Source organism: Haloarchaeobius salinus (assembly GCF_024464185.1).
GTDB lineage: Archaea > Halobacteriota > Halobacteria > Halobacteriales > Natrialbaceae > Haloarchaeobius > Haloarchaeobius salinus.
Genome location: NZ_JANHAU010000001.1, coordinates 302,249 through 321,885 on the forward strand (window position 1 = coordinate 302,249; position 19,637 = coordinate 321,885).

General features: G+C 67.3%; 21 protein-coding genes and 1 tRNA gene. 14 read left to right on the forward strand and 8 right to left on the reverse strand.

Annotated elements, in window-relative coordinates:
* Window positions 1–11 precede the first annotated feature (11 nt).
* Window positions 12–1,028, forward strand: coding sequence for an amidohydrolase family protein (locus tag NO345_RS01460; protein ID WP_256295949.1), 1,017 nt, complete (start codon window positions 12–14; stop codon window positions 1,026–1,028).
* Here NO345_RS01460 and NO345_RS01465 read toward each other — a convergent pair.
* Window positions 1,025–1,507 (reverse strand): Lrp/AsnC family transcriptional regulator, encoded by a 483-nt coding sequence (locus NO345_RS01465; protein WP_256295950.1) that lies wholly within the window; start codon window positions 1,505–1,507, stop codon window positions 1,025–1,027. The two genes, NO345_RS01460 and NO345_RS01465, sit on opposite strands and share 4 nt — an antisense overlap.
* 97 nt (window positions 1,508–1,604) lie before the next feature.
* Window positions 1,605–3,521, reverse strand: a complete 1,917-nt coding sequence (locus NO345_RS01470; protein ID WP_256295951.1) for a hypothetical protein — start codon at window positions 3,519–3,521, stop codon at window positions 1,605–1,607.
* Between the two features lie 207 nt (window positions 3,522–3,728).
* Here NO345_RS01470 and NO345_RS01475 point away from each other — a divergent pair, with 207 nt between their 5' ends.
* Together NO345_RS01475 and NO345_RS01480 are read left to right on the forward strand one after the other, a co-directional pair.
* Window positions 3,729–4,265 carry a halocyanin domain-containing protein gene (locus NO345_RS01475; protein WP_256295952.1) on the forward strand — a complete coding sequence of 179 codons (537 nt, stop codon included), beginning with the start codon at window positions 3,729–3,731 and terminating at the stop codon, window positions 4,263–4,265.
* Window positions 4,266–4,419: 154 nt separating this feature from the next.
* Window positions 4,420–4,971 (forward strand): universal stress protein, encoded by a 552-nt coding sequence (locus NO345_RS01480; protein WP_256295953.1) that lies wholly within the window; start codon window positions 4,420–4,422, stop codon window positions 4,969–4,971.
* Window positions 4,972–5,150: 179 nt separating this feature from the next.
* Here NO345_RS01480 and NO345_RS01485 read toward each other — a convergent pair whose 3' ends face one another.
* Window positions 5,151–5,390, reverse strand: coding sequence for a hypothetical protein (locus tag NO345_RS01485; RefSeq protein ID WP_256295954.1), 240 nt, complete (start codon window positions 5,388–5,390; stop codon window positions 5,151–5,153).
* A 524-nt stretch (window positions 5,391–5,914) separates the two neighbouring features.
* On the reverse strand, window positions 5,915–6,337 hold the full coding sequence (locus tag NO345_RS01490) for a universal stress protein (RefSeq protein ID WP_256295955.1): 423 nt from the start codon (window positions 6,335–6,337) through the stop codon (window positions 5,915–5,917).
* Window positions 6,338–6,428: 91 nt separating this feature from the next.
* Here NO345_RS01490 and NO345_RS01495 point away from each other — a divergent pair, with 91 nt between their 5' ends.
* From NO345_RS01495 to NO345_RS01535, 9 genes are all read left to right on the forward strand, one after another.
* Window positions 6,429–8,039 carry a Na+/H+ antiporter NhaC family protein gene (locus NO345_RS01495; RefSeq protein ID WP_256295956.1) on the forward strand — a complete coding sequence of 537 codons (1,611 nt, stop codon included), beginning with the start codon at window positions 6,429–6,431 and terminating at the stop codon, window positions 8,037–8,039.
* 342 nt (window positions 8,040–8,381) lie between these two features.
* Window positions 8,382–8,723: a universal stress protein gene (locus NO345_RS01500; protein ID WP_256295957.1), complete on the forward strand. Its 342-nt coding sequence runs from the start codon at window positions 8,382–8,384 to the stop codon at window positions 8,721–8,723.
* An 84-nt stretch (window positions 8,724–8,807) separates the two neighbouring features.
* Window positions 8,808–9,224, forward strand: a complete 417-nt coding sequence (locus NO345_RS01505) for a methylated-DNA--[protein]-cysteine S-methyltransferase (RefSeq protein ID WP_256295958.1) — start codon at window positions 8,808–8,810, stop codon at window positions 9,222–9,224.
* Between the two features lie 133 nt (window positions 9,225–9,357).
* Window positions 9,358–9,738, forward strand: coding sequence for an ArsR/SmtB family transcription factor (locus tag NO345_RS01510; RefSeq protein ID WP_256295959.1), 381 nt, complete (start codon window positions 9,358–9,360; stop codon window positions 9,736–9,738).
* Window positions 9,731–10,579 (forward strand): arsenite methyltransferase, encoded by an 849-nt coding sequence (locus NO345_RS01515; RefSeq protein ID WP_256295960.1) that lies wholly within the window; start codon window positions 9,731–9,733, stop codon window positions 10,577–10,579. The genes NO345_RS01510 and NO345_RS01515 overlap by 8 nt, the downstream gene beginning before the upstream one ends.
* An 83-nt stretch (window positions 10,580–10,662) precedes the next feature.
* A complete protein-coding gene (locus NO345_RS01520) occupies window positions 10,663–10,956 on the forward strand; it encodes a hypothetical protein (RefSeq protein ID WP_256295961.1) in 294 nt (97 codons plus the stop codon).
* Between the two features lie 13 nt (window positions 10,957–10,969).
* Window positions 10,970–11,449 carry an arsenic resistance N-acetyltransferase ArsN2 gene (gene arsN2, locus NO345_RS01525; RefSeq protein ID WP_256295962.1) on the forward strand — a complete coding sequence of 160 codons (480 nt, stop codon included), beginning with the start codon at window positions 10,970–10,972 and terminating at the stop codon, window positions 11,447–11,449.
* 281 nt (window positions 11,450–11,730) lie between these two features.
* Window positions 11,731–11,931: a hypothetical protein gene (locus tag NO345_RS01530; RefSeq protein WP_256295963.1), complete on the forward strand. Its 201-nt coding sequence runs from the start codon at window positions 11,731–11,733 to the stop codon at window positions 11,929–11,931.
* A gap of 588 nt (window positions 11,932–12,519) precedes the next feature.
* Complete coding sequence (locus NO345_RS01535; RefSeq protein ID WP_256295964.1) at window positions 12,520–13,425, forward strand: CPBP family intramembrane glutamic endopeptidase; 906 nt, start codon at window positions 12,520–12,522, stop codon at window positions 13,423–13,425.
* 248 nt (window positions 13,426–13,673) lie between these two features.
* Here NO345_RS01535 and NO345_RS01540 read toward each other — a convergent pair whose 3' ends face one another.
* The gene (locus tag NO345_RS01540) at window positions 13,674–14,681 is read right to left on the reverse strand and encodes a glycosyltransferase (protein WP_256295965.1); all 1,008 of its coding nucleotides are present in this window, start codon (window positions 14,679–14,681) and stop codon (window positions 13,674–13,676) included.
* A 420-nt stretch (window positions 14,682–15,101) separates the two neighbouring features.
* On the opposite strand from NO345_RS01540, the gene NO345_RS01545 reads away from it, so the two are divergent.
* The gene (locus NO345_RS01545; protein ID WP_256295966.1) at window positions 15,102–16,091 is read left to right on the forward strand and encodes an HNH endonuclease; all 990 of its coding nucleotides are present in this window, start codon (window positions 15,102–15,104) and stop codon (window positions 16,089–16,091) included.
* A 127-nt stretch (window positions 16,092–16,218) separates the two neighbouring features.
* Entirely contained in the window at window positions 16,219–17,262 is a 1,044-nt protein-coding gene (locus tag NO345_RS01550) for an HNH endonuclease (protein WP_256295967.1), read from the forward strand.
* A gap of 208 nt (window positions 17,263–17,470) precedes the next feature.
* Here NO345_RS01550 and NO345_RS01555 read toward each other — a convergent pair.
* From NO345_RS01555 to NO345_RS01565, 3 genes are all read right to left on the reverse strand, one after another.
* Window positions 17,471–17,543: transfer RNA gene (locus tag NO345_RS01555), tRNA-Gln, on the reverse strand.
* 111 nt (window positions 17,544–17,654) lie between these two features.
* On the reverse strand, window positions 17,655–18,245 hold the full coding sequence (locus NO345_RS01560; RefSeq protein WP_256295968.1) for a homing endonuclease associated repeat-containing protein: 591 nt from the start codon (window positions 18,243–18,245) through the stop codon (window positions 17,655–17,657).
* 221 nt (window positions 18,246–18,466) lie between these two features.
* Complete coding sequence (locus tag NO345_RS01565) at window positions 18,467–19,501, reverse strand: DUF7961 domain-containing protein (RefSeq protein ID WP_256295969.1); 1,035 nt, start codon at window positions 19,499–19,501, stop codon at window positions 18,467–18,469.
* Window positions 19,502–19,637 lie beyond the last annotated feature (136 nt).

Here is a 19,637-nt window from a genome sequence, read left to right on the forward strand (position 1 = left end):
CGGGTTCGCGTATGGAGGCACTGACCGGGACCATCCTGGCGGGCGAGTCGTTCGAGCCGATACGGGGACGCGTCGTCGTCGAGGAGGGTCGCATCGCCGCCGTCGAGGAGGAGCCGGTCGAGAGCGAGGACATCGTGCTGCCGGCGTTCGTCAACGCCCACACGCACCTGGGCGACTCCGTGGCGAAGGACGCCGCCGTCGGCCTCTCGCTCGAGGAGGCGGTCGTCCCGCCGGACAGCCTGAAGCACCGCCGGCTCGCGGCCGCCAGCCACGAGGAGCTCGTGACCGCGATGCGTCGGACGCTCCGACACGTGGGACGGACGGGGACGCTCTCCTGTCTGGACTTCCGCGAGTTCGGGGTCGAGGGGGCCCGCGCGCTCCGCGAGGCGGCCGCACCGCTCGACGTCGAGCCGTTCATCTTCGGGAGCGACGACCCGGCGGTGCTCGAGGTCGCCGACGGCTACGGTGCGAGCGGCGCGAACGACGACGACTTCACCGCCGAGCGCGCCGCCGCCGGAGCGCGCGGCGTCCCCTTCGCCATCCACGCCGGCGAGCCCGACGCGACCGACATCCACCCCGCGCTCGACCTCGACCCGGACCTGCTGATCCACATGGTCCACGCCGAGGCGGAGCACCTCGAGCGCGTCGCCGACCAGTCGGTTCCGGTCGTGGCCTGCCCGCGGACGAACGCCGTACTCGACGTCGGCACGCCGCCGATACGGGCGCTGCTCGACCACACGACCGTCGCGCTCGGTACGGACAACGTCATGCTGAACCCGCCGTCGATGTTCCGCGAGATGGCGTACACGGAGCGCCACTTCGACGTGACCGTCCGGGAGGTGCTGCGGATGGCGACGACCGCCGGCGCTGAGATCGCCGGCCTGGACTGCGGTGTCATCGAGCCCGGCAGGCGGGCGGCGCTCACCGTGCTCGACGGCGACTCGGACAACCTGGCCGGTTCGGCCGACCCGGTGGCGGCGGTCGTGCGCCGGGCGACCGAGCGCGACGTGGACCGCGTGGTGCGCTAGTCGTCCGTCCCGGCCTGCTCGGGGTCGAACTTGCCGAACGGCTTCGTCTCGTGGCTGCGGACGAGCACCTCGTCGGCGACCGTCACACCCAGGTCGAGCAGCGCCTGTGCGACCGGCGTGATGTCGTCGTCGGACTCGCCGACCGCGGTCACGAGGAGGTTCTGCTCGCCGGTGACGAGCTCCTGGACGGAGACGACGCCCTCTATCTGCATGATCTCGGGGATGAGCTCGCCACGTTCGGGGATCGACGCGGTACAGAAGAGCAGCATCCGGAGCGGGTAGCCCGACCGCTGGTAGTCAACGTCGGCGCTGTAGCCCTTGACGATGCCCTCGGACTCGAGCCGCTGGATTCGCTTGCGGACGGTGCTGTCGGAGGTGCCGGTTCGCTCCGCGATGTCGCCCGACGACATGTTCCGGGCGTCCTCCTGGAGCGCGTACAGGATGGCGCTGTCCACGTCGTCGATGTCCTCGTCGCTCATACCCCGTACATCGGCCACATGGCTACTTTACCTTTGTACGTTGTCCGGCCCCGAACGGTCGGGTGTGCGGCCGCGAGGAGCGGCCACGGCCGGGTGGTCAGTAGCCGCTGAGGTTGAACTCCGCCAGCTGGGTGAACGTCGTGATGCCCGAGCTGTGGGGGACCTCGTCGGTCCGGCCCTCCATCAGGAGCCAGAAGAGGACCGACTCGCCCTGGATGGGTTCGTCGTCGACGTACTGTGCGGGGTGGTAGAAGCCGAGTTCGGCCTGGGCGTTGAGCACGCGCAGGGCCTCGCCGATCTCGTCCTCGTGCGGGCGGACGACGACGGCCTCCTGCGTGTCGTCGAGCGGCACGTCGATGGTCTCCGAGCCGTCCGGGTTGGTGAAGCGGACGACGCTCTCCTCGTCGCCGACGAGGTAGAACTCGGAGTCGGGCGTCGTCCAGTCGTCGCCGTCGAACACCTGCGTCGTGACGCCGTCGGTCGTCCCGGGCGTCGGGACGGTGAGCCAGTTCTCCAGGTAGTACTGGGCGGGGCCGGACTGCTCCCGGTCGCGGTAGGAGTAGAACTCGGTGACGTAGCCCGGCCCCTGGCGCATCCACACCGGCATGAACACGCCGTCCTCGTAGAACTGGTAGTTGATGTAGTAGTTGTACGGCGCGAAGCGGTGCCCGGAGTGGAAGTCCCGCGCGTTCTCCACCGCCCCGGTGTGGTAGTGCGTGCGGATGTTGAACCCGCTCGGTCGGCCGTCCTCGGCGGGGTACTCCGTCGAGCCGAGGATGCCCGGGCCGCCGAGGCTGAGGCTGTGGATGTCCCAGAACAGCAGTTCGCCGCTGAACACCGGCTCGTCGGTCGGGAACATGAACTCACGCGTGTTCCGCCCGTTCCGCTCGGGGAGGTCGTAGCCGGTGGACGTGCTGAACGGCGCGGTGAGCGAGAACACCGGCGAGCCGTTGTAGCTCGCGCTCACCTCGGCACCGACGGTCCGCGGGCCGGACCACTCGACGGTCCAGCCGTCCTGCTCGATGGTGCTCGGCGGCTCCTCGATGCGGTGGTAGCCGTTCGGAGCCGTGATCTGCGGGCGTTGCATCATCGGCGGGACCGGCACCTCGCCGAGCACGGACTCCCCCGGCGGGTTCGTGTTCGCCGCCATCTCCATCACCGGGTGCTCGGTGAAGTCCTCGACGACGTGGAGGTCGAGCAGCTCGAGCTCCTCGCCGGCGACGTAGATGAAGCCGCTGACGACGAACAGCTCGTCGCCGTCGTACACGTAGTAGATGACGTTCGAGACCTCGCCGTGGGGGTAGTCCTCGTAGGCGGTGATGATCTCCGCCGCCTTCACCATCGGGTACCACTCGTTCCCCTCGAGATGCTGCCAGACCTCGTCCATGTCGAGGACGAAGTCGTGGCGCGCCCGCTGGGTCTCGTTCCAGCCCCCGCGTGGCCACGTCACGTCGGTGGGGTCGGTGATGTGGAGCCCGAGCAGCTCGTCGGTCCGCCGGTCGACGAGGCCGTACGCCACCTGCCGGTCGGTCGCGGTCACCTCGAACTCCCCCGACTCGCGGCCGCCCTCGACGGTCATGCCGGTCGTGCCCTGGACGCTGACGGCGTCGAGCCGGTTCGTCAGCGGGTCGTACGCCTCGAACGAGGCGACCCAGTCGCTGGCGAGGTCGTTGACCGCCGGGTCCGCGACCAGCGCCTCGACCGCCTGGCGCTTCCGGTAGGTCCACAGCTCCCGGAAGCCGAACTCGCTGACGTCCCGCGGCCCGATGCGACGCGCCGAGGTGATCCGCTCGCCCGGCTCCGGCGGGTCCTCGGGTTCCTGGGTCTCCGTCTCGGTCTGGTCGGTGGTGGTCGATGGGGGGCTCGTCGTCTGCGTGTTCCCCGGCGTGTCCGTGCCGTCGCCCCCGTTCGCGTTACACCCCGCGAGCGAGGCGGCCGCCGCGGCGCTCATCGCCGCGACGAACCGCCGTCTGCTCGTCGCCCTGATCCGGCCGCGGTGGCCATTGCGTGTCATTGTCTACCGTACTAAAGAGTGGGAGCGGCATCATAAAACTGAGGAAACGTTGTGCCACTGAAAGGAGACGGCCGTCCCGTGCCGGCCGCGACGACGGTCCCGACCGTCGTCCGCCGACCACGCGACCACCGCCGTTCGTCGACCCCCGGACGTGCCCCGTCATGACTTACCAAACGTATATTACCGTGCTCCCACTCGGCAACAACCATGAGCCGACCTCGCACACGCCGCACGGTCGTCCGGGCGGTCTGTGGCAGCCTCGCCGTCGGTGTCGCCGGCTGTCTCGGCGGCGATTCGACCGACGGCGGTACGGACGAACCCGCGACGACCACCGACGCCCCGGCGACGACGACGCAGGCGACGACCGCCGACCAGGGGACCGAGACCGCCGACCAGCCGACGGTCGAGTCGTTCCTCGCGGACACGAGCAACTTCGACGGCGTCGTCGACCGGACCGGGACCGACGCGGTCGAGGTCGAGGTCGGCGTCGAGGCCAACGGCGCGTTCTTCGGCTTCGGCCCGGCGGCCGTCCGCGTCGACCAGGGGACGACGGTCACCTGGACGTGGACCGGCCAGGGCAGCACCCACAACGTCGTCGCCAGACACGGTGCCGAGTTCGCGAGCGAACAGACCAGCGAGGCCGGCTTCACCTTCGAGCACGTCTTCGACCAGCCGGGGACCGTGCTGTACGTCTGCGAACCGCACGAGGGCGTCGGCATGAAGGGTGCGGTCGTCGTCGAGTGACCCGGCCGCCGCGCGGCACTCCCGATACTAGGTGTATTATCGGCTGACGGGGTGGTAATAGACAGCACTTTTGGGTGTCTGCCGCCGTCTCCTCCATCGTACCGATGATGGAGACGCGGCACCACTCGCTGCAGCAACGCGGACGGAACCGCCCATGACGGAGCTCTCGACCGACGCGTTCCCGCCCTCCGAGGAGGTGGCCGACGTCCTCGCACGACCACCCGTGCGGACCGAGACGGTGCTGGTCCCCGTCGGTCCGGCCGACGGCCACCGAGCCGAGGCGCTCGCGGAGACGGCCGCCGAGGCCGCCGGACTGCTGCAGACGACGGTCCGGATCCTGCACGTGTTCACGGAGTCGCGGTTCGAGCGGGTCCGCGAGACGCTCTCGTCGGAGACGGACACGCCGCTCTCGCCCGACGAGGCGGCCACCCACGTCGAGCCGGTGCGGGCGGTCGCGAGGGCGCTCTGCACGCCGCTACGGCAGTACGGCACGACGATGGACGTCACCGGCCGCGTCGGCGACGACGTGAGTCGGGAGATCGTCGCCGCTGCCGAGGCGCTCGACGCGAAGCGGGTCTTCGTCGGTGGCCGCAAGCGGAGCCCCGTCGGGAAGGTCCGGAACGGGAGCACCGCACAGCAGGTGCTGCTCGACGCGCCCTGTCCGGTGACGTTCGTCCGCGATTTCGAGTCGTCGACCCAGGGCTGATGCCGGTCCTCCGGTCCGCGAGTCACCCTCCCGCTGCGACCGACGGGTGAACTCGTGGCGCTCCTGCCCGACGAGCGTCGCGCTGGGCTACTGTCTCCCGCGCGCCGCGTTGCGTCTGTCTCGTCGTCGCGGCCGACCCGACGACACCGCCGGATAGTCGGAGAACCCCGGACGGGCCGTCAGTCCTCGAACTCCTCGTCGTACTGTTCGTAGGTGACGGTCAGTCGCCCCGGGCTGCGACGCTTCGCCGCCTCTCGAAGGGTCCGGAACGCCTGCAGGCGTTCGTCGGCGTCGTCGCCCCCGTCTCGACTGTTCCGCGTTTCCTCTCGGACCGCGTCGTACACCTGTTCGAGGATGCGTAGCGCGGCGTACGAATCGGTTCTCGAGTCGATGTCGAACGACGCCTCGTACGTTGCCATACCCGTGGTTGGGGTCCCACGCCCTTGCCACCTCCGCCGTCCAGGGCGCGGGTTCGGAGCGACGACCCACGCGATCTCGTCCCGGGTCCAGTTCCGCTCCGTGGCGGGCGGCTAAGTACCCCCGCGACGTACGGCTGCTGACGACGAACCCCACGAGCCCATACACGTCTCCATCTTCGGACGCACCATCGAGATCGACGAGTCGGCTATCGCCGAACCGCCCGACACCGTCCGCGAGTACGCACGGGGCGAGCGCGAGACGTTCGACCTGGCGGTCACCACCCCGAGGGCCTGACCGCCGACGTGATGGCCGACATCCCCTTCGGCGAGACACGCACGTATGGGGAGCTCGCGGCCGCAGCCGCGCTCGTCGCCGCTGGCGTCCTCGTCACCGGCGGCCGGCACGCCTACGGACTGGCCCGATGCGTCGTGCACTGCAGGTGGATCACGTTCCTGTATGCGGAAGTCGCTCGGACGGGAGTGGGACGGACCGGGGCGACGACGCCGGGACCCGTCCGACGTGGTCAGCGGACGATGGTGACCGGGACGGGGACCCGCTCGGAGACACGTTCCGCGATGCTGCCGAGGAAGAACCGCTCGAAGCGGTCGTGGCTGTGGCTCCCCAGGACGACGTGGTCGACGTCGTGGTCCGCGACGTAGTCGAGGATCTCGTCGACCGGCCGACCGTGTTCGATCGCCGTCGTCAGCTCCACGTCGTACGTCTCGGCGAGCGTCTCGGCCTCCTCCAGGAGCGCCGCTCCCTCCGACTCGCGCTGCTCGTAGATCTCGCCGAGCTTCACGCCGACGTACTTCTCGGGCTGGTGGGTGACGGTCGTGTCGACGACGAACAGCGCCGTGATATCGGCCTCCGGGAACCGCTCGCAGGCGAACTCCACCGCCTGCTGTGCGAGCGCCGAGCCGTCGAACGGGACCAGAACGCTGGTCATGCAGCCCCATTCGGTCCCTAGTGTGTTAAACTATCACATACGTTCGCCGTCGCCGTGGGAATTTAAGTCCGAATTTGTCGTATGGTAACGTATGTCAGGGTTCGGTGCGCTCTCGCTCGTCCCGCCGCTGCTCGCGATCGTGCTGGCGATCGTCACCCGAAAGGCGGTCCTGTCCCTGTTCGTGGGCATCTGGGCGGGCGGCGTCATCTTGACGGGCGGGATCGGGTTGGGACAGACCTTCGACTGGATTGCGGCGGCGATCGGCGACAGCGTCTTCCACGCACAGATCATCATCTTCACGCTGCTGTTGGGGTCGGCGGTCGCGATGATCTGGCGGCTCGGCGGCTCCCACGCCGTCCGCGACTGGGCGATCGAACGTATCGACACCAAACGCAAGGCCGGCGTGGCGGCGTGGATACTCGGCCTGGTGCTGTTCTTCGACGACTACGCCAACACGGCCGTCGTCGGGAGCACCATGAAGGATGTCTCCGACCACCTGGAGGTCTCCCGGGAGAAGCTCTCCTACCTGGTCGACTCGACGGCCGCACCGGTGGCGACGCTGGCCATCTCCTCGTGGGTCGCCTTCCAGCTGTCGATGATCGAGGCGGGCTACGAGGCGACCGACCTGGCCGAGAGCGATATCCCCGGCTCCTTCTCGGTGTTCCTGGAGTCGATCCCCTACAACATGTACTCCATCCTGGCCATCGTGATGGTCGGCATCGTCGTCCTCTCACAGCGCGACTACGGCGAGATGCTCACCGCCGAACACCGCGCCGCCGAGACGGGACGGGTCACCCGCGAGGACGCCCGGCCGATGCAGGACGTCGAGTCCGAACTCGGCGAGCCGAACGTCGACGACCCGCGCCTGACGTCGTTCTTCCTGCCCATCGTCGTGCTGATCGCGGTCACCATCGGCTCGGCGCTGTGGACCGGCTACACGCCCGGTGCAACGCTGTACGACATGGTCACCGAGGCCGACTACGCCGTGGCGCTGATCTTCGGCTCCTTCGCGATGGTCGTCTCGACGTACGCACTGGGCTACGCCTACGGCCTGCTGTCGCTGGGCGAGAGCGTCGACACGACCATCGACGGCTTCGGCATCATGCTGACCGCGGTGACCATCCTCGTGCTCGCGTGGGGTATCGGCAACGTCGTCGCCCCCGTCGAGGACGGCGGCCTCGGCACGGGCGCGTACGTCGGCGACTTCGTCGAGCAGTTCGTCTCGCCGGAGCTCCTGCCCGTCATCGTGCTGTTCACCGCCGCCTTCATCGCCTTCTCGACGGGGAGCTCCTGGGGCACGATGGGCATCGTGACGCCCATCGCCGTCCCCGTCGCCTGGAGCCTGACCAGCAGTCACACCATGGTCGCTGTCATGGTCGGCATGGTGTTCTCCGGTGCCATCTTCGGCGACCACTCCTCGCCGATCTCCGACACCACGGTGCTGTCCTCGACGTTCACCGGCGCGGACCTCGTCGACCACGTCCGCACGCAGTTCTACTACGCGGCCACCGTCGTCCTCGTCGTCGCCGTCCTGATGCTGGTGTGGGGCTACACCCGGATCACGCCGTTCGTCCTGCTCCCCATCGGCATCCTCGCGCTCGTCGGCCTCGTCTACGGGCTCTCCGAACTCGACGCCGGCCGCCGGGGCATCGACCCCAAATCCGCCGGCCGGCCGTCGCGCGCCCCGGCCGACGACGACTGAGGCCGACCGGGCGACCGCCCCGCCGTCCCGCGTCCCGCGCCGATACGAGGTGTCTTTTCGGATTCGAGCGTGGTCTCGGGATCCCTTTTTGCCGTGCCCACCGTCCCGTCCGCCGTACGATGACGCGAGATCGCGACGACCGACGGCATCGACGACGGACGGCTCTCGCATGACCGAGCTCACGACGGACGGGTTCCCACCCTCCGCGGAGCTGGCCGACGTCCTCGAACGTCCGCCGGTCCGGGCAGAGATGGTGTTGCTTCCCGTCGGCCCAACCGACGAGCATCGCGTCGAGGCGCTCGCAGCCACGGCAGCCGAGGCCGCTGGGATGCTGCAGACGACGTGCGCGTCCTGCACGTGTTCACGCAGGCGCGCCTCGAACGGGTCCGCGACGAGTTGGCGGGCGACGCCGACACGGCGCTCTCGCCCGACGAGGCGGCGACGCACGTCGAACCGGTTCGAGCGGTCGCGAGCGAACTCTGCACCCCGCTCCGGCAGTGCGGGACGACGATGGACGTCACGGGGTGCGTCGGCGAGGACGTGAGCCGGGAGTTCGGCGCGAAGCCCGTCTTCGTCGGCGGTCGCCGGCGGAGCCCGGTCGGGAAGGGCAGGAAAGGCAGCACCGCACAGCGTGTGCTGCTCGACGCACCCTGTCCGGTGACGTTCGTCCGGGACCCGGCGTAGCTCGTCGGCTGCCGACCAGTTCCGGTCCGGGGCGCACCCTGATGTCCCCGCGTGGCGTACCACCGACGACCGACTCCACCTCCCATGCACGTCCCCATCTTCGGCACCACCATCGAGATCGACGAGAGCCACATCGCCGAACCGCCCGCGGTCGTTCGCGAGCAGGTCCGCGAGTACGCACGGGGCGAGCGCGAGACGTTCGACCTGACGGTCACCACACCCGAGGGCCTGACCGGCGACGTGATGGCCGCCATGGCAGACATCCCCTACGGCGAGACACGCACGTACGGGGAGCTCGCGGCCGACCTCGACACCGCTCCCGTCGCCGTCGGCCAGGCGTGCGGGCGGAACCCCGTCCCGGTACTCGTCCCCTGCCACCGCGTCGTCGGCAGCGACGGCGGGCTTAGGGGCTACTCCGGCGGCGACGGCGTCGCCACCAAGCGGCGGCTCCTCGAGTTCGAGCAGGGGACGACGCAGACGCGGCTCTCGGGGGAGTCGTAGGCACGCTCCGGGACGTCTCCACCCGTTCGACGCCCGATTCTCCGCCGTAGAACGCTCTCCGGTCCGTTCCGTAGCGACCAGCACGCGACCCCAACCATTATATTAGTAGACTCTAATATTAGCATGTGCTAAAATGAGTGAACGGTCGACCACCACCCCACCGACGGACGCACAGACCGAGCAGGGGACCGGCTGCTGTTCGGGGGCCCACTCGCACTCCCTGCCGGAATCGGCGGTCGCCACCGACGTCGAGCTCCTCGCGACGCTCGGGAACGACACCCGCTACGAGGCGCTCCGGGTCATCGCCGAGGCAGACGACGACGTCTGCGTCTGCGAGATCGAGCCCGCACTCGGCGTGAGCCAGGGCGCGGTCAGCCAGGCGCTCTCCCGGCTGTTCAGCGCCGGCCTCGTCGAGCGACGGAAGGAGGGTCGCTGGCGGTACTACTCGCCGACGCCCCGGGCGGAACGACTGCTCGCCGCACTCGACGAGACGAGAGGCGACGACCGTGACTGACAGACAGTCCACCACCGACACGGCTGCCGGCCTCGACGCGGCGACCCAGCGGGCCGCCGTACGTGAACGCTACGGACGCATCGCCGAGGAGTCCGGCTCGTGTTGCGACGACAGCGCCTCCTGCTGCGCCGAGACGGCTGACGGCGACGGCCGGAACGAGGTTTCGAAGCAGCACGGCTACTCGGCCGCCGACCTCGCCGCCGTCGACGGCGACGCGAACCTGAACCTCGGCTGTGGCAACCCGACCGCCATCGCCAGCCTCGACGCGGGCGACACCGTCCTCGACCTCGGCTCCGGCGGCGGCTTCGACTGCTTCCTGGCCGCCCGCGAGGTCGGCCCCGACGGCCACGTCGTCGGCGTCGACATGACGCCCGAGATGGTCGAGACGGCCCGCGACAACGTCGCGGCGAACGACACCACGAACGTCGAGTTCCGCCTCGGCGAGATCGAACACCTCCCGGTCGCCGACGCGTCCGTCGACGTCGTCATCTCGAACTGCGTCGTCAACCTCTCGCCCGACAAGCCGCAGGTCCTCCGTGAGGCCTACCGCGTCCTCCGCCCCGGCGGTCGCGTCGCCATCTCCGACGTCGTCCTGACCGCCGACCTCCCGGGCGACCTGCGGGTCGACCCGGAATCGGTCGCGGGCTGTGTCGGCGGCGCGGCGTCGATCCCCGAACTCGAGTCGATGCTGACCGAGGCCGGCTTCGTCGACGTCGCCATCGAGCCGAAGGACGACAGCGACGAGTTCATCCGCGAGTGGGACGACGCGCTCGACCTGAGCGAGTACATCGTCGCCGCGGCCATCGAGGCCGAGCGGCCGGACCCGGAGGTGTCCTCGTAGCACGTGGCCGCCGCCCGCCCCCAGCGACGCAGGCGGAACGACAGTCCCGGCTTCCAGCCACCCTCGCCCACGAACCCATCCCGATGTCACGACCACCATTCGACCCCCGACTCCGCCAGTTCGCCGACCAGCCCACGTGGCGACGCATCGCCGCGAGCTACCTGCTGCTCGCCGCGATACCGTTCGCGCTGTGGGCCGTGAGCAACCCGCTCGTGGCCACGACGGCGCTCGTCGGCGTCGCCACACTCGTCACCGGCGGCCGGCACGCGTACCGATTCGCACGGTGCCTCCGGCACTGCAAGCGCATCACGGTCGACCTGTTCGGTAGCGCCCAGGTCACCGTCACCCGCCCCTCCGCGGATGACGTCTGCTGTTGAGCACCGCGACGCCATGACCGACATCACCCTGCGGCGAGCGGACGAGTCCGACTACGGCCGCATCGAGTCCCTGCTGGCGGCGAACGACCTCCCACACCAGGACGTGCGGGACGGCGTGGGCGAGTTCTTCATCGCCGAGACGGACGACGAGTGTGTCGGTATCGGGGGCCTCGAGACCGACGGCTCGGACGGCCTGCTCCGCTCGCTCGTCGTCGCCGAACAGTCCCGGGGAGAGGGCTACGGCACGGCGCTCTGTGACGCCCTCGAGACGTCCGCCCGGGAGAACGGCGTCGAGACCCTGTACCTGCTGACGACGACCGCCGCGCCGTTCTTCCGCCGGCGTGGGTACGAACGCGTCGAGCGCGAGAACGTCCCGGACCGGGTTCGGGACACGACCGAGTTCGCCGACCTCTGTCCGGCGTCGGCGACCTGTATGAGGAAGGGACTCGCCGAAGTGAGCGAGGAGGAGGCCGAACGAGCAGCGGACCGGTGAACCAGCCGGCTCGGTGCATCGTACCGTTCCGACGCGAGATGTGGACAGATACTCTTCCGGCGTTCACGTCGGTTTTCAGTCCTCTCGTGGCTGTCCCATACAAGTCAGCTAGCGGATAATGTTATGTGGTAGCAGTGGACAATACTCGGCAGCGATATGAGCGACGGTGAGCCCGCAGTGACCACGGGGGAACCGAACGGGGGGACGACACCTCCACGGAGGCCGGTCAGCAGCGCCTGCGACGGCGGACGTTGCTCCGGCTGGGGGCAGTTTCGGGTGCGATGACCGGACTGGCCGGCTGTCTGGGGGGCGACGAGGACACGGACGCGGTCTCGGACGCGCCGGCGACGGACGGGCAACCGACGGCGACGGCGACGGCGACCGCCACGTCCATCTCCACTGCGCGCACCCCGGACTGTGACTCCGGCGAGTCACTGAGTCAGTCGGACATCAACGGCGGTGTGACGGAACCCGTCGCCTGACCGCCTCGTCGACGTCCCGCACGGGCACGCCTGATGCGGCTCACTCGAGTATCCGAGTACCCTCTCGAGCGTACCCGTACTGGACAGGTGCCACCACGCTCCCGCCGACAGCGAGCAGTTCAGGCTGGCCGGGGGGTAGCGCCCCGTCGTGAATCCGGCTTCGAGACGGAAAGCGACCTGCCCGAGCGGGAATCTCTGAACAGCGACGAGGAACGCATCGGTCAGTCGGCGTCCGTCCCCGCGGCACCTGCTCGGTCGGGGCTGTCCTGCGGGAGCACGTTCAACGTATCGACGATGGTGTTCGCGGCGACGAGCCCGACGAGCTGGACGACGTCGGCGTCGTCTCTCCCCGCCCGGGAGACAATCTACAGAGGAAACAAGGCGAGTGCCTCGGGGCTTGACCCCCGGGGTGGTTCACCGTGTGACCCTTCGCGACCCCGCCACCTTGCTCAAGGATCTTTGAGTTGCCGAACCGACAAAATGTAATATTAACGACAAACTATTTCAGCGAGGTTGCCCCAGGTCCGGGCATGGGAACCGTCGACGAACGACCCCCACATTCGGAGCCGGAGAGTGGGGCTGCATAGGATGCCTGGGCCGACGCAACACACCGGTCTCAGGTCGTGGATCGAGCGGCATCAGCTGGCGGTGTTCATCGGCTTCGCGTACGCGTTCACGTGGGTGATCCAGGGCGTGGTCGCGTACCAGGGGCTGGAAGCCTCGTGGACACAGTCGATCCTCATCGGCTTCGGCGGGTTCGGCCCACCCGTCGGCGCGGCAGTCGTCATCTGGGCGAGCGGTGGGAGCCTCCGGAAGTGGGTCTCCCAGATGTTCAAGTGGCGGATCGGGGCGAGATGGTGGCTTCTCGCGTTCGGGCTCCCCTTCGTCGTCCTCGCACTGGGGAGCGGCCTGTTCGTCCTCCTGGGCGGCCCGGTCGATCTCAGCTCCGTCGAGTCCCCGCTGATCTACCTGTTCGTGTTGGCCTGGGGGACCGTCTGGGGCGGCGGCCAGGAGGACCTCGGCTGGCGAGGCTTCATGCTCCCGGTGCTGCAGGAGAAGTACAGTGCGCTCGTCTCCAGCCTCCTCGTCGGGGTCACGTGGGCGGGCTGGCATCTGCCGCTGTTCCTGAATGCGACGACCACACACGGGGGATGGCCCCTCTCACAGCAACTGCTGTGGCTCGTGTCGATCCTCGCCGGGTCCGTCCTCTGGACGTGGATGTACAACAGTACGGGCGGGAGCGTGCTGGCGGTCGCGGTGTTCCACGCGGGCATCAACGGGATGGGGCTGTACCACCCTGCTGATACGGAAGCGATGGCACCGGACGGCGTGCCGGACCAGGCGCTGAATCTCCTGGCGGAGGCCACGGGTGCAGTCCCGATGGTCGCGATCGCCCTGCTGCTGGTCGCCGTGTACGGGGCCGACCGTCTCTCCGACCGGGCGGTCCCCGGCCGTGAGGCCGCCGGACTCGAGCCAGGCGAGCGAGGACTGTGAGCCGCTCGTGGCTCCCGGGTCGTGCTCTCGCGTTATTTTTGCGGTCCTCCAGGAGGGAACAGCTTCAGCAGCGATGCGACTGGCCACGTCTCTCCGTGACCGCAGCTGGCCGACCGTCTTCGGCTAGCTGCCGATCGTCGCCCTGATGCTGCCGCCACCACCCCTCGTCGGCAGTCGTGAGCCGACGACTCGTCGGAAACGGTGGTGAGTGACCCGGTCCGTCGAGACGCTCCATCGAGAACCGATGCTCAGAGCACCGAGTGGTACGCGTCCAGGATTCCCTCGCGCATCCGTTCGAGCGAGAACTCGTCGGCGTAGGCGCGCCCGTCGGATCGCTCGCCGCGGCGAAGCACCGCCGTCAGCGCCTCGGCAAGACCGGCATCCGTGTCGGCGACGAACGAGTTCGAGACCGGCCCGAGGCGGTCCGCAACGTCCCCGACGTCCGTGGAGACGACCGGCACGTTACACGCCATCGCCTCCTTCACCGAGTTCGGCGACCCCTCGCGTTTCGACGTGAGGACGAGCGCGTCGGCAGCGTTGTAGTAGAACGGCATCCGGTCGTGATCGACGTCGGTGACCGTCCGCAGGCTCACTGCCTCTCCGAGGCGTTCCTCGACGGCCTCGACGACGCGAGCAGCCCGCGGGTAGTCCTTCACGGCCCGCTGTTCGGAGTACGGAAAGAGGGCCTGATGGCCGTCGGTCGGCCAGCCGACCGCCTCGCGTGCTCGCCGCCGTTCGAGCGGGCGGAACCGATCGGTGTCCACGCCGTGTGGCAGGACGCGGGAGTCACAGTCGAGGTCGGCGGCCATCCCGTCGGACATGACGATGACCTCGTCGGCTCGCCGCGCGAAGAGCCTCGTGATCCGCCCGTACGGCCCCATCATGTCGGTCCCCCACAGCGAAACCACGACCGGGAGGTTGGGCTGTGCGAGGGCCGCAGGAGCCGTCATCCCGCTGTTCGCATGGACGAGGTCGTACTCGTCGAAGGAGCGTCGGACCGTTCGCGGGACGTATCGAAGGTACTCGAACACCGACCGCTGACTGTCCGGGCCGGGGTGGGCCGACACCGGCAGGGTCGTCTCCGCGATCCCGGTTTCGGAAAGCGTCCGTCTCTGTTGTTGGAAGAACGCCTCGTCTTCGGTCGTCACGAGGTTCAGTACGCGCAGTCCCTCACCTCGTCCCCGACCGCCAGACCGGTTGTCTGGCGACTCCTGCACCTGAGAGTGGTGGTCGATCCGATTCTGTCCGGTAGCCATGCGGGGGTACGGTAACTCCCGGGTGAATCACCCATTGTTACCACGTCTTTACCCATCGATAACCGGTCGATAGAGACTTGCTACGGTGATGGGGCCCGTTCGGGTCTGCCCCCCGAGTGGCGCGTCGACCACCGCCGTGCGCGGACGATTCGGAACCGGGACGGGGAACCGTCGGTGTGCCCGAGGGTGCTCTCGATGCCAGGGTCTCTCAGGAAGCACGACGAGGCTATGGCGTGGGTGTAACGACGGCGCCCCATTCCAGGACCCCAATTGCTCGATACCGGCTCGAGCGCGCGACTCGAACTCGCGCCCCAGGTCGATCCACCACTGTTCGAGGCTGGAGCGTTCCTCCGATGGTCTGACGACGTCCCCCCCCATGCCGGGCAGAAGGATCATACGACACCCGCGTGACCACCCCGTATGCAGGGAGCACGCCTCCGCAGCATCGTCCCCATGTTCGGCGGGGCGACCCGGTACGTCGAGACGCTCGACGCCATCCTGGCGTTCGTCGACGCCCATAACCCGTCGACCGACGAGCTCGTCGGCTGGCACCGCGGCCAGTTCGCGAACGTGTCGAGCGCCGACTCCATCATGCGCCGTGTCCGGTACCTCCGGAAGGTCGGCTTCCTCGCCGAGACGGACGACGGCTGGACCCTCGGGCCGAACGGTGAGCAGTACACCGACGGCCACGACACGGCGACGCTGCTTCGCATCATGTGCGACCGCAACGTCGGCCTCCGCAGCCTGCTCTACGCCCTCGCCGTCGGCCCAATGACCGTCGAAGAAATCGGTAGCCAGCAGCTCGACACCCACCCCGAACTCGGCTGGGACCCCGAGGAGACGGACATGCCGAAACAGCGCGCGAACTGGCTCCGCAGCATGGGTTTGGTGGAGAAACGTGGCGACGAGTACGCCCTGACCGACGAGGGACGCGCGTTCGTCGAGGGTGCCGTCGAAGACTGGGCAGGCAGCGACTGGGCGGTCGAGGGTGAAGCGAGTGATTCGATGACCGCTGGAACGTACGAGACCACCGTCCAGGCCCGGTCGGTCGACCCCGAGTTCCGCGCGACCGCGCTGTCCCGGTACGAACGGACGTGTCCCGTCTCCGGTGTGGACCACGCCCAACTACTCGACGTGGCGCACGTGCTCCCCTGGAGTGACTACCCCGAGCACCGGGCGGACCCCTCGAACGTCCTCGTCCTCGACAAGACCCACCACGCCGCCTTCGACCGGAACCTGTTCACGCTCGACGAGGAGCTCCGACTCGTCGTCCAGCCTGACTTCGAGACCGGCAGTGAGGTGCTGGAGCGGACGATCCTGAATCGAGACGGGGAGCGCGTCGAGGTACCCGACGGTGCCGTGGATTCGGCGTATCTGCGGGCGCACAACGACGAACTGGCATGGGTGTGACCGAGGCCGAAGCTCCAGATCGTCACGGCAGGGCTCTTTTTGAACTGCTCGCTCGGTCTAGGGAGCACGTTCAGTGCCCCTCCGAGCGCCCGAACGTATTTATTGGCTGATAGAATACTGTGCCACCATGAACCACGCGTTCCGGGTCGGACAACAATACCGCGACACCGGGAGTTTCCGAAACTCGGACGACCAGTTCCTCCGGTGGATTCGTGGCCCGCTCGACACTGGTATCAAGAACACCGGTGGAATTCGCGACCTCAGTGCAGACCGATCTGCTGTGCCTGCCGCGCTCGTGCTCGTCTCGAACGACAGCGGCATCTCTCAGCACGACGACCCGTGGGAGGACACGCTCGCCGTCAACGCGGGGTACATCAGCTACTGGGGCGACGCGAAAGCCGACAACCCGTACGACGAATCCCCGAAGAACCGGAAGATTAAGACCGCGTTCGAACGGGCCGCGGCTGGTCGCCGCGAGGAGGTCCCACCAGTCCTCGTGTTTCGCAAACCGAAATCCGGAGTCGTCGAGTTCTGCGGCCTCTGCGTCCCGGACCACTTCGAGGTTCGGTCCTATCCGGATGCGTCCGAGACGCAGATTCCGAACTATCTCTTCCACTTCTCGATCCTCAACACGCAGTCCATCCCGGTGCCGTGGCTCCATGATCGTGCCCGAATGAACGACAACGAGCGCGCACCGGACGTGTGGAACCGTTGGGTCGAAACGGGAGATATCGCCCAGTGGCCGACCGGCGAGACGCTCGACCAGAGCGGCCGAATCCGTCGCTACGAGACCGCAGAAACTGTCGTCAGCGACGCCTTCAGAACGGACACATTCGACCGCTACGACCACGCCTGTACGATGACCGGCATTCGAGAGGACGACCTGCTGGACCTCGCCCACATTCTTCCGCGAAGTCAACATCCCGAACTCGCCGAGCACCCGGAGAACGTCCTCGTGCTGAACTCCCTCCACCACCGCGCGTTCGATGCCGCCCTGTTCACCATCGACAGCGACTACCGCATCCGGACAGGCCCCTCGTTCGACCCGGCGCACCCCTTCCTCCGCGAAACGATTCTCGACCGTGACGGTGAACAGCTCTCGTTCCCGCCAGACACACAGGTACGACCAGCGTTTCTCGAAGAACTCAACACTGGCCTCTCCTGGCTGTAGTCTGGTGTCGCGTTCGATCGATGGTCACTCCGTGCTCCGCTCGCCACGACTGGTGTCAGTGCAGCCGCTGCATCATGTCTGGGTGTAATCGTAACAGGTTATGGAGTATATGTGTCAAAACCCCTCCCTCCAAGCGGGAATTGACAGAATCTGATACAAACTCTGGAAAATACCAAAACAACGGCTAAGGGCTTGAAACGGTTGGAAGTAGTCCCACCAGGATTCGAACCTGGGTCTCGGCCCCCAGAAGGCAGAAGGATTGGCCACTACCCCATGGGACTGACATGTTCCCCGTCCGTCGCTTCGGTCGGGAATACACTACTACGTAGCGCACTCGAATATTTGAGTGTTGCGAAAGTGCGTGCCCGCGTGAGTGGGTGACGTAGGCGGGGTTAGTCGTCGGCGGTTGCGTCGTATCCCTCGGGTACAGCCTCCAGCGGGTCGACGAAGTGCTCTTTGCGGTGGCAGTTGGCACAGAGGACGTCGCATTTCGCAATCTCTGCTTGGAGTTCGTCCATGCCGTAGCCGTTGGTCACCATCTGGCTGACGTTCATCTCTTTGTCGACGCCGTCGCGGTGATGATAGTCCAGACAGGCGGTCTCGGTCTCACCACACCGACGACACCCGGCATCGGCTTTGAGTTCGTTGACCCAGCTTCGGAGCCGGGCTCTCCGGGTGAGCGTCCGGTTGCGGTTGTGGACGGAGTTGCGGTAGTGCCAGCGTTGGTCGACCGACAGTGACGCCCAGGCGTCGTCGACGTCGGCAGGTAGATCATCCGGCTTGGGTCCGACACGAGTTCCCGAAGAGGGGTTGGTTTCGAGTCCTGCGGCTTCTTTGGCGTCGTTCCACCCGCCCATGGTGCGGATGATGGTCGCGGAGGCGGGTCGGAGGCCGAGATCTTCGTAGGCGGCTTTGGTCGGGGATTCATCGAGGCGTTGCGCAGCCGTTTGGAGGGCTTCGATGCATGCTGATTCGGTCGTCATCACCCGTTCGTGACCGGACAAACTGGCTGGCGTATGTCTGTGTAAAGCCGCTGTCCGCTGTCTCTAACGGGACACATACACACTTCGCCCGACCGCACCGGAGCGTGACTGGACGCTCGTCGAACTGGAGTTCACACAGATCACGTATCGACAGGAGACCGTAATATCGTGCACCTTGCAGTGCCGAAGCGTCCTAAAGAACCCGCGTTATGTGCCGACTCTCAGTACTGATGTTCGAACTCGAGCGCCGAGGAGGCGAAGGAGTACACGCTGACACCGTTCTCGTCACAGAACGAGGAGAGCTCGTTCGGTTGGTGGTAGAAGTCGGCGTCGACCACGTCTTCGAGCTGATGGTGGAACGCGACGCTGATGTCCTGTTTGTTGTCTTCGTTCGTTTCGACGACGACCGCCAGGTCGGGGTCGTCGTAATCCGGTTTGATGACGTAATCGCCGGGAGTGAACGGTTGTTCGGCGTGTTCGAGGTTCGTGTGCTTGTAGGTGTAGAGCCTGATGTTCTGGTCGTCGCAGTAGGAGGCGAGTTTCGCAGGTGGGATCGTCCGCCAGTCACCGGGGCCGTCGTCGAGCATCTCGGGGAATGCAACGTTGACGGCTTCGCCGTCCATCGTCTGTCCGAACGCGGTCGTGTTCTTCTCCGGGGGGAGGACTTCGACGACGACCGCGACGGATGCGTCGTCGTCGCCGGCTTTGGTGACTCTGTCGCCGGGCGAGAACGGGTTCTCTGGCTTCTGGTTCAGGTGGGCGGTGTTCGGCCCGAGATCGTGCAGCTCGTTCATGGGTCTCGCGGAGAGGTGTGCGAGCTTCTCGGGCTCCTCGCCTGAGTATTCGTCTTGGGTCGCGACCTTCGATTTCAGGGTCTCGGTTCGCTCCCACCCGAGGAGGATGAGCCCGTCCTCGTTGTCTCGGTGCCAGACCATGACGACGATGTCGTCGTCCGGGTCGTTCTCGAGCATGTTCGCCGGTCGGAACGCGGAGACGTCCCGCGAGGTCTTCACGTCGATCTCGTAGCCGAACACCTCGAAGTCGTAGCCCGAGAAGCTCTCGGGGTTGCAGCGACGGAGGGCTTCCTCGTTCTTCCACTCCCACATCTCGACCGGGAGGTACTCGCGGCAGAACTGCTCGAACGCCAGCTCTCCGAGGTTGCCGATGCGCTTGACGTCGACGTCCTCAGAACCCTGGATGACCGCCTGGTGGTGTGCGCGCTCCCGGTCTATCTGATCCGATGTGTAGAGATACACAGCATGTGTTCCGGCGAAGGGTGGTGATATATCTCTACTGCTGCCATATTCATGGCTACTGTCGTTTGGTGAGCTTCGATACACCACTATTCGGCCGCCTCATCGGTTAATGACGGATGAACTAATATGGACGTCC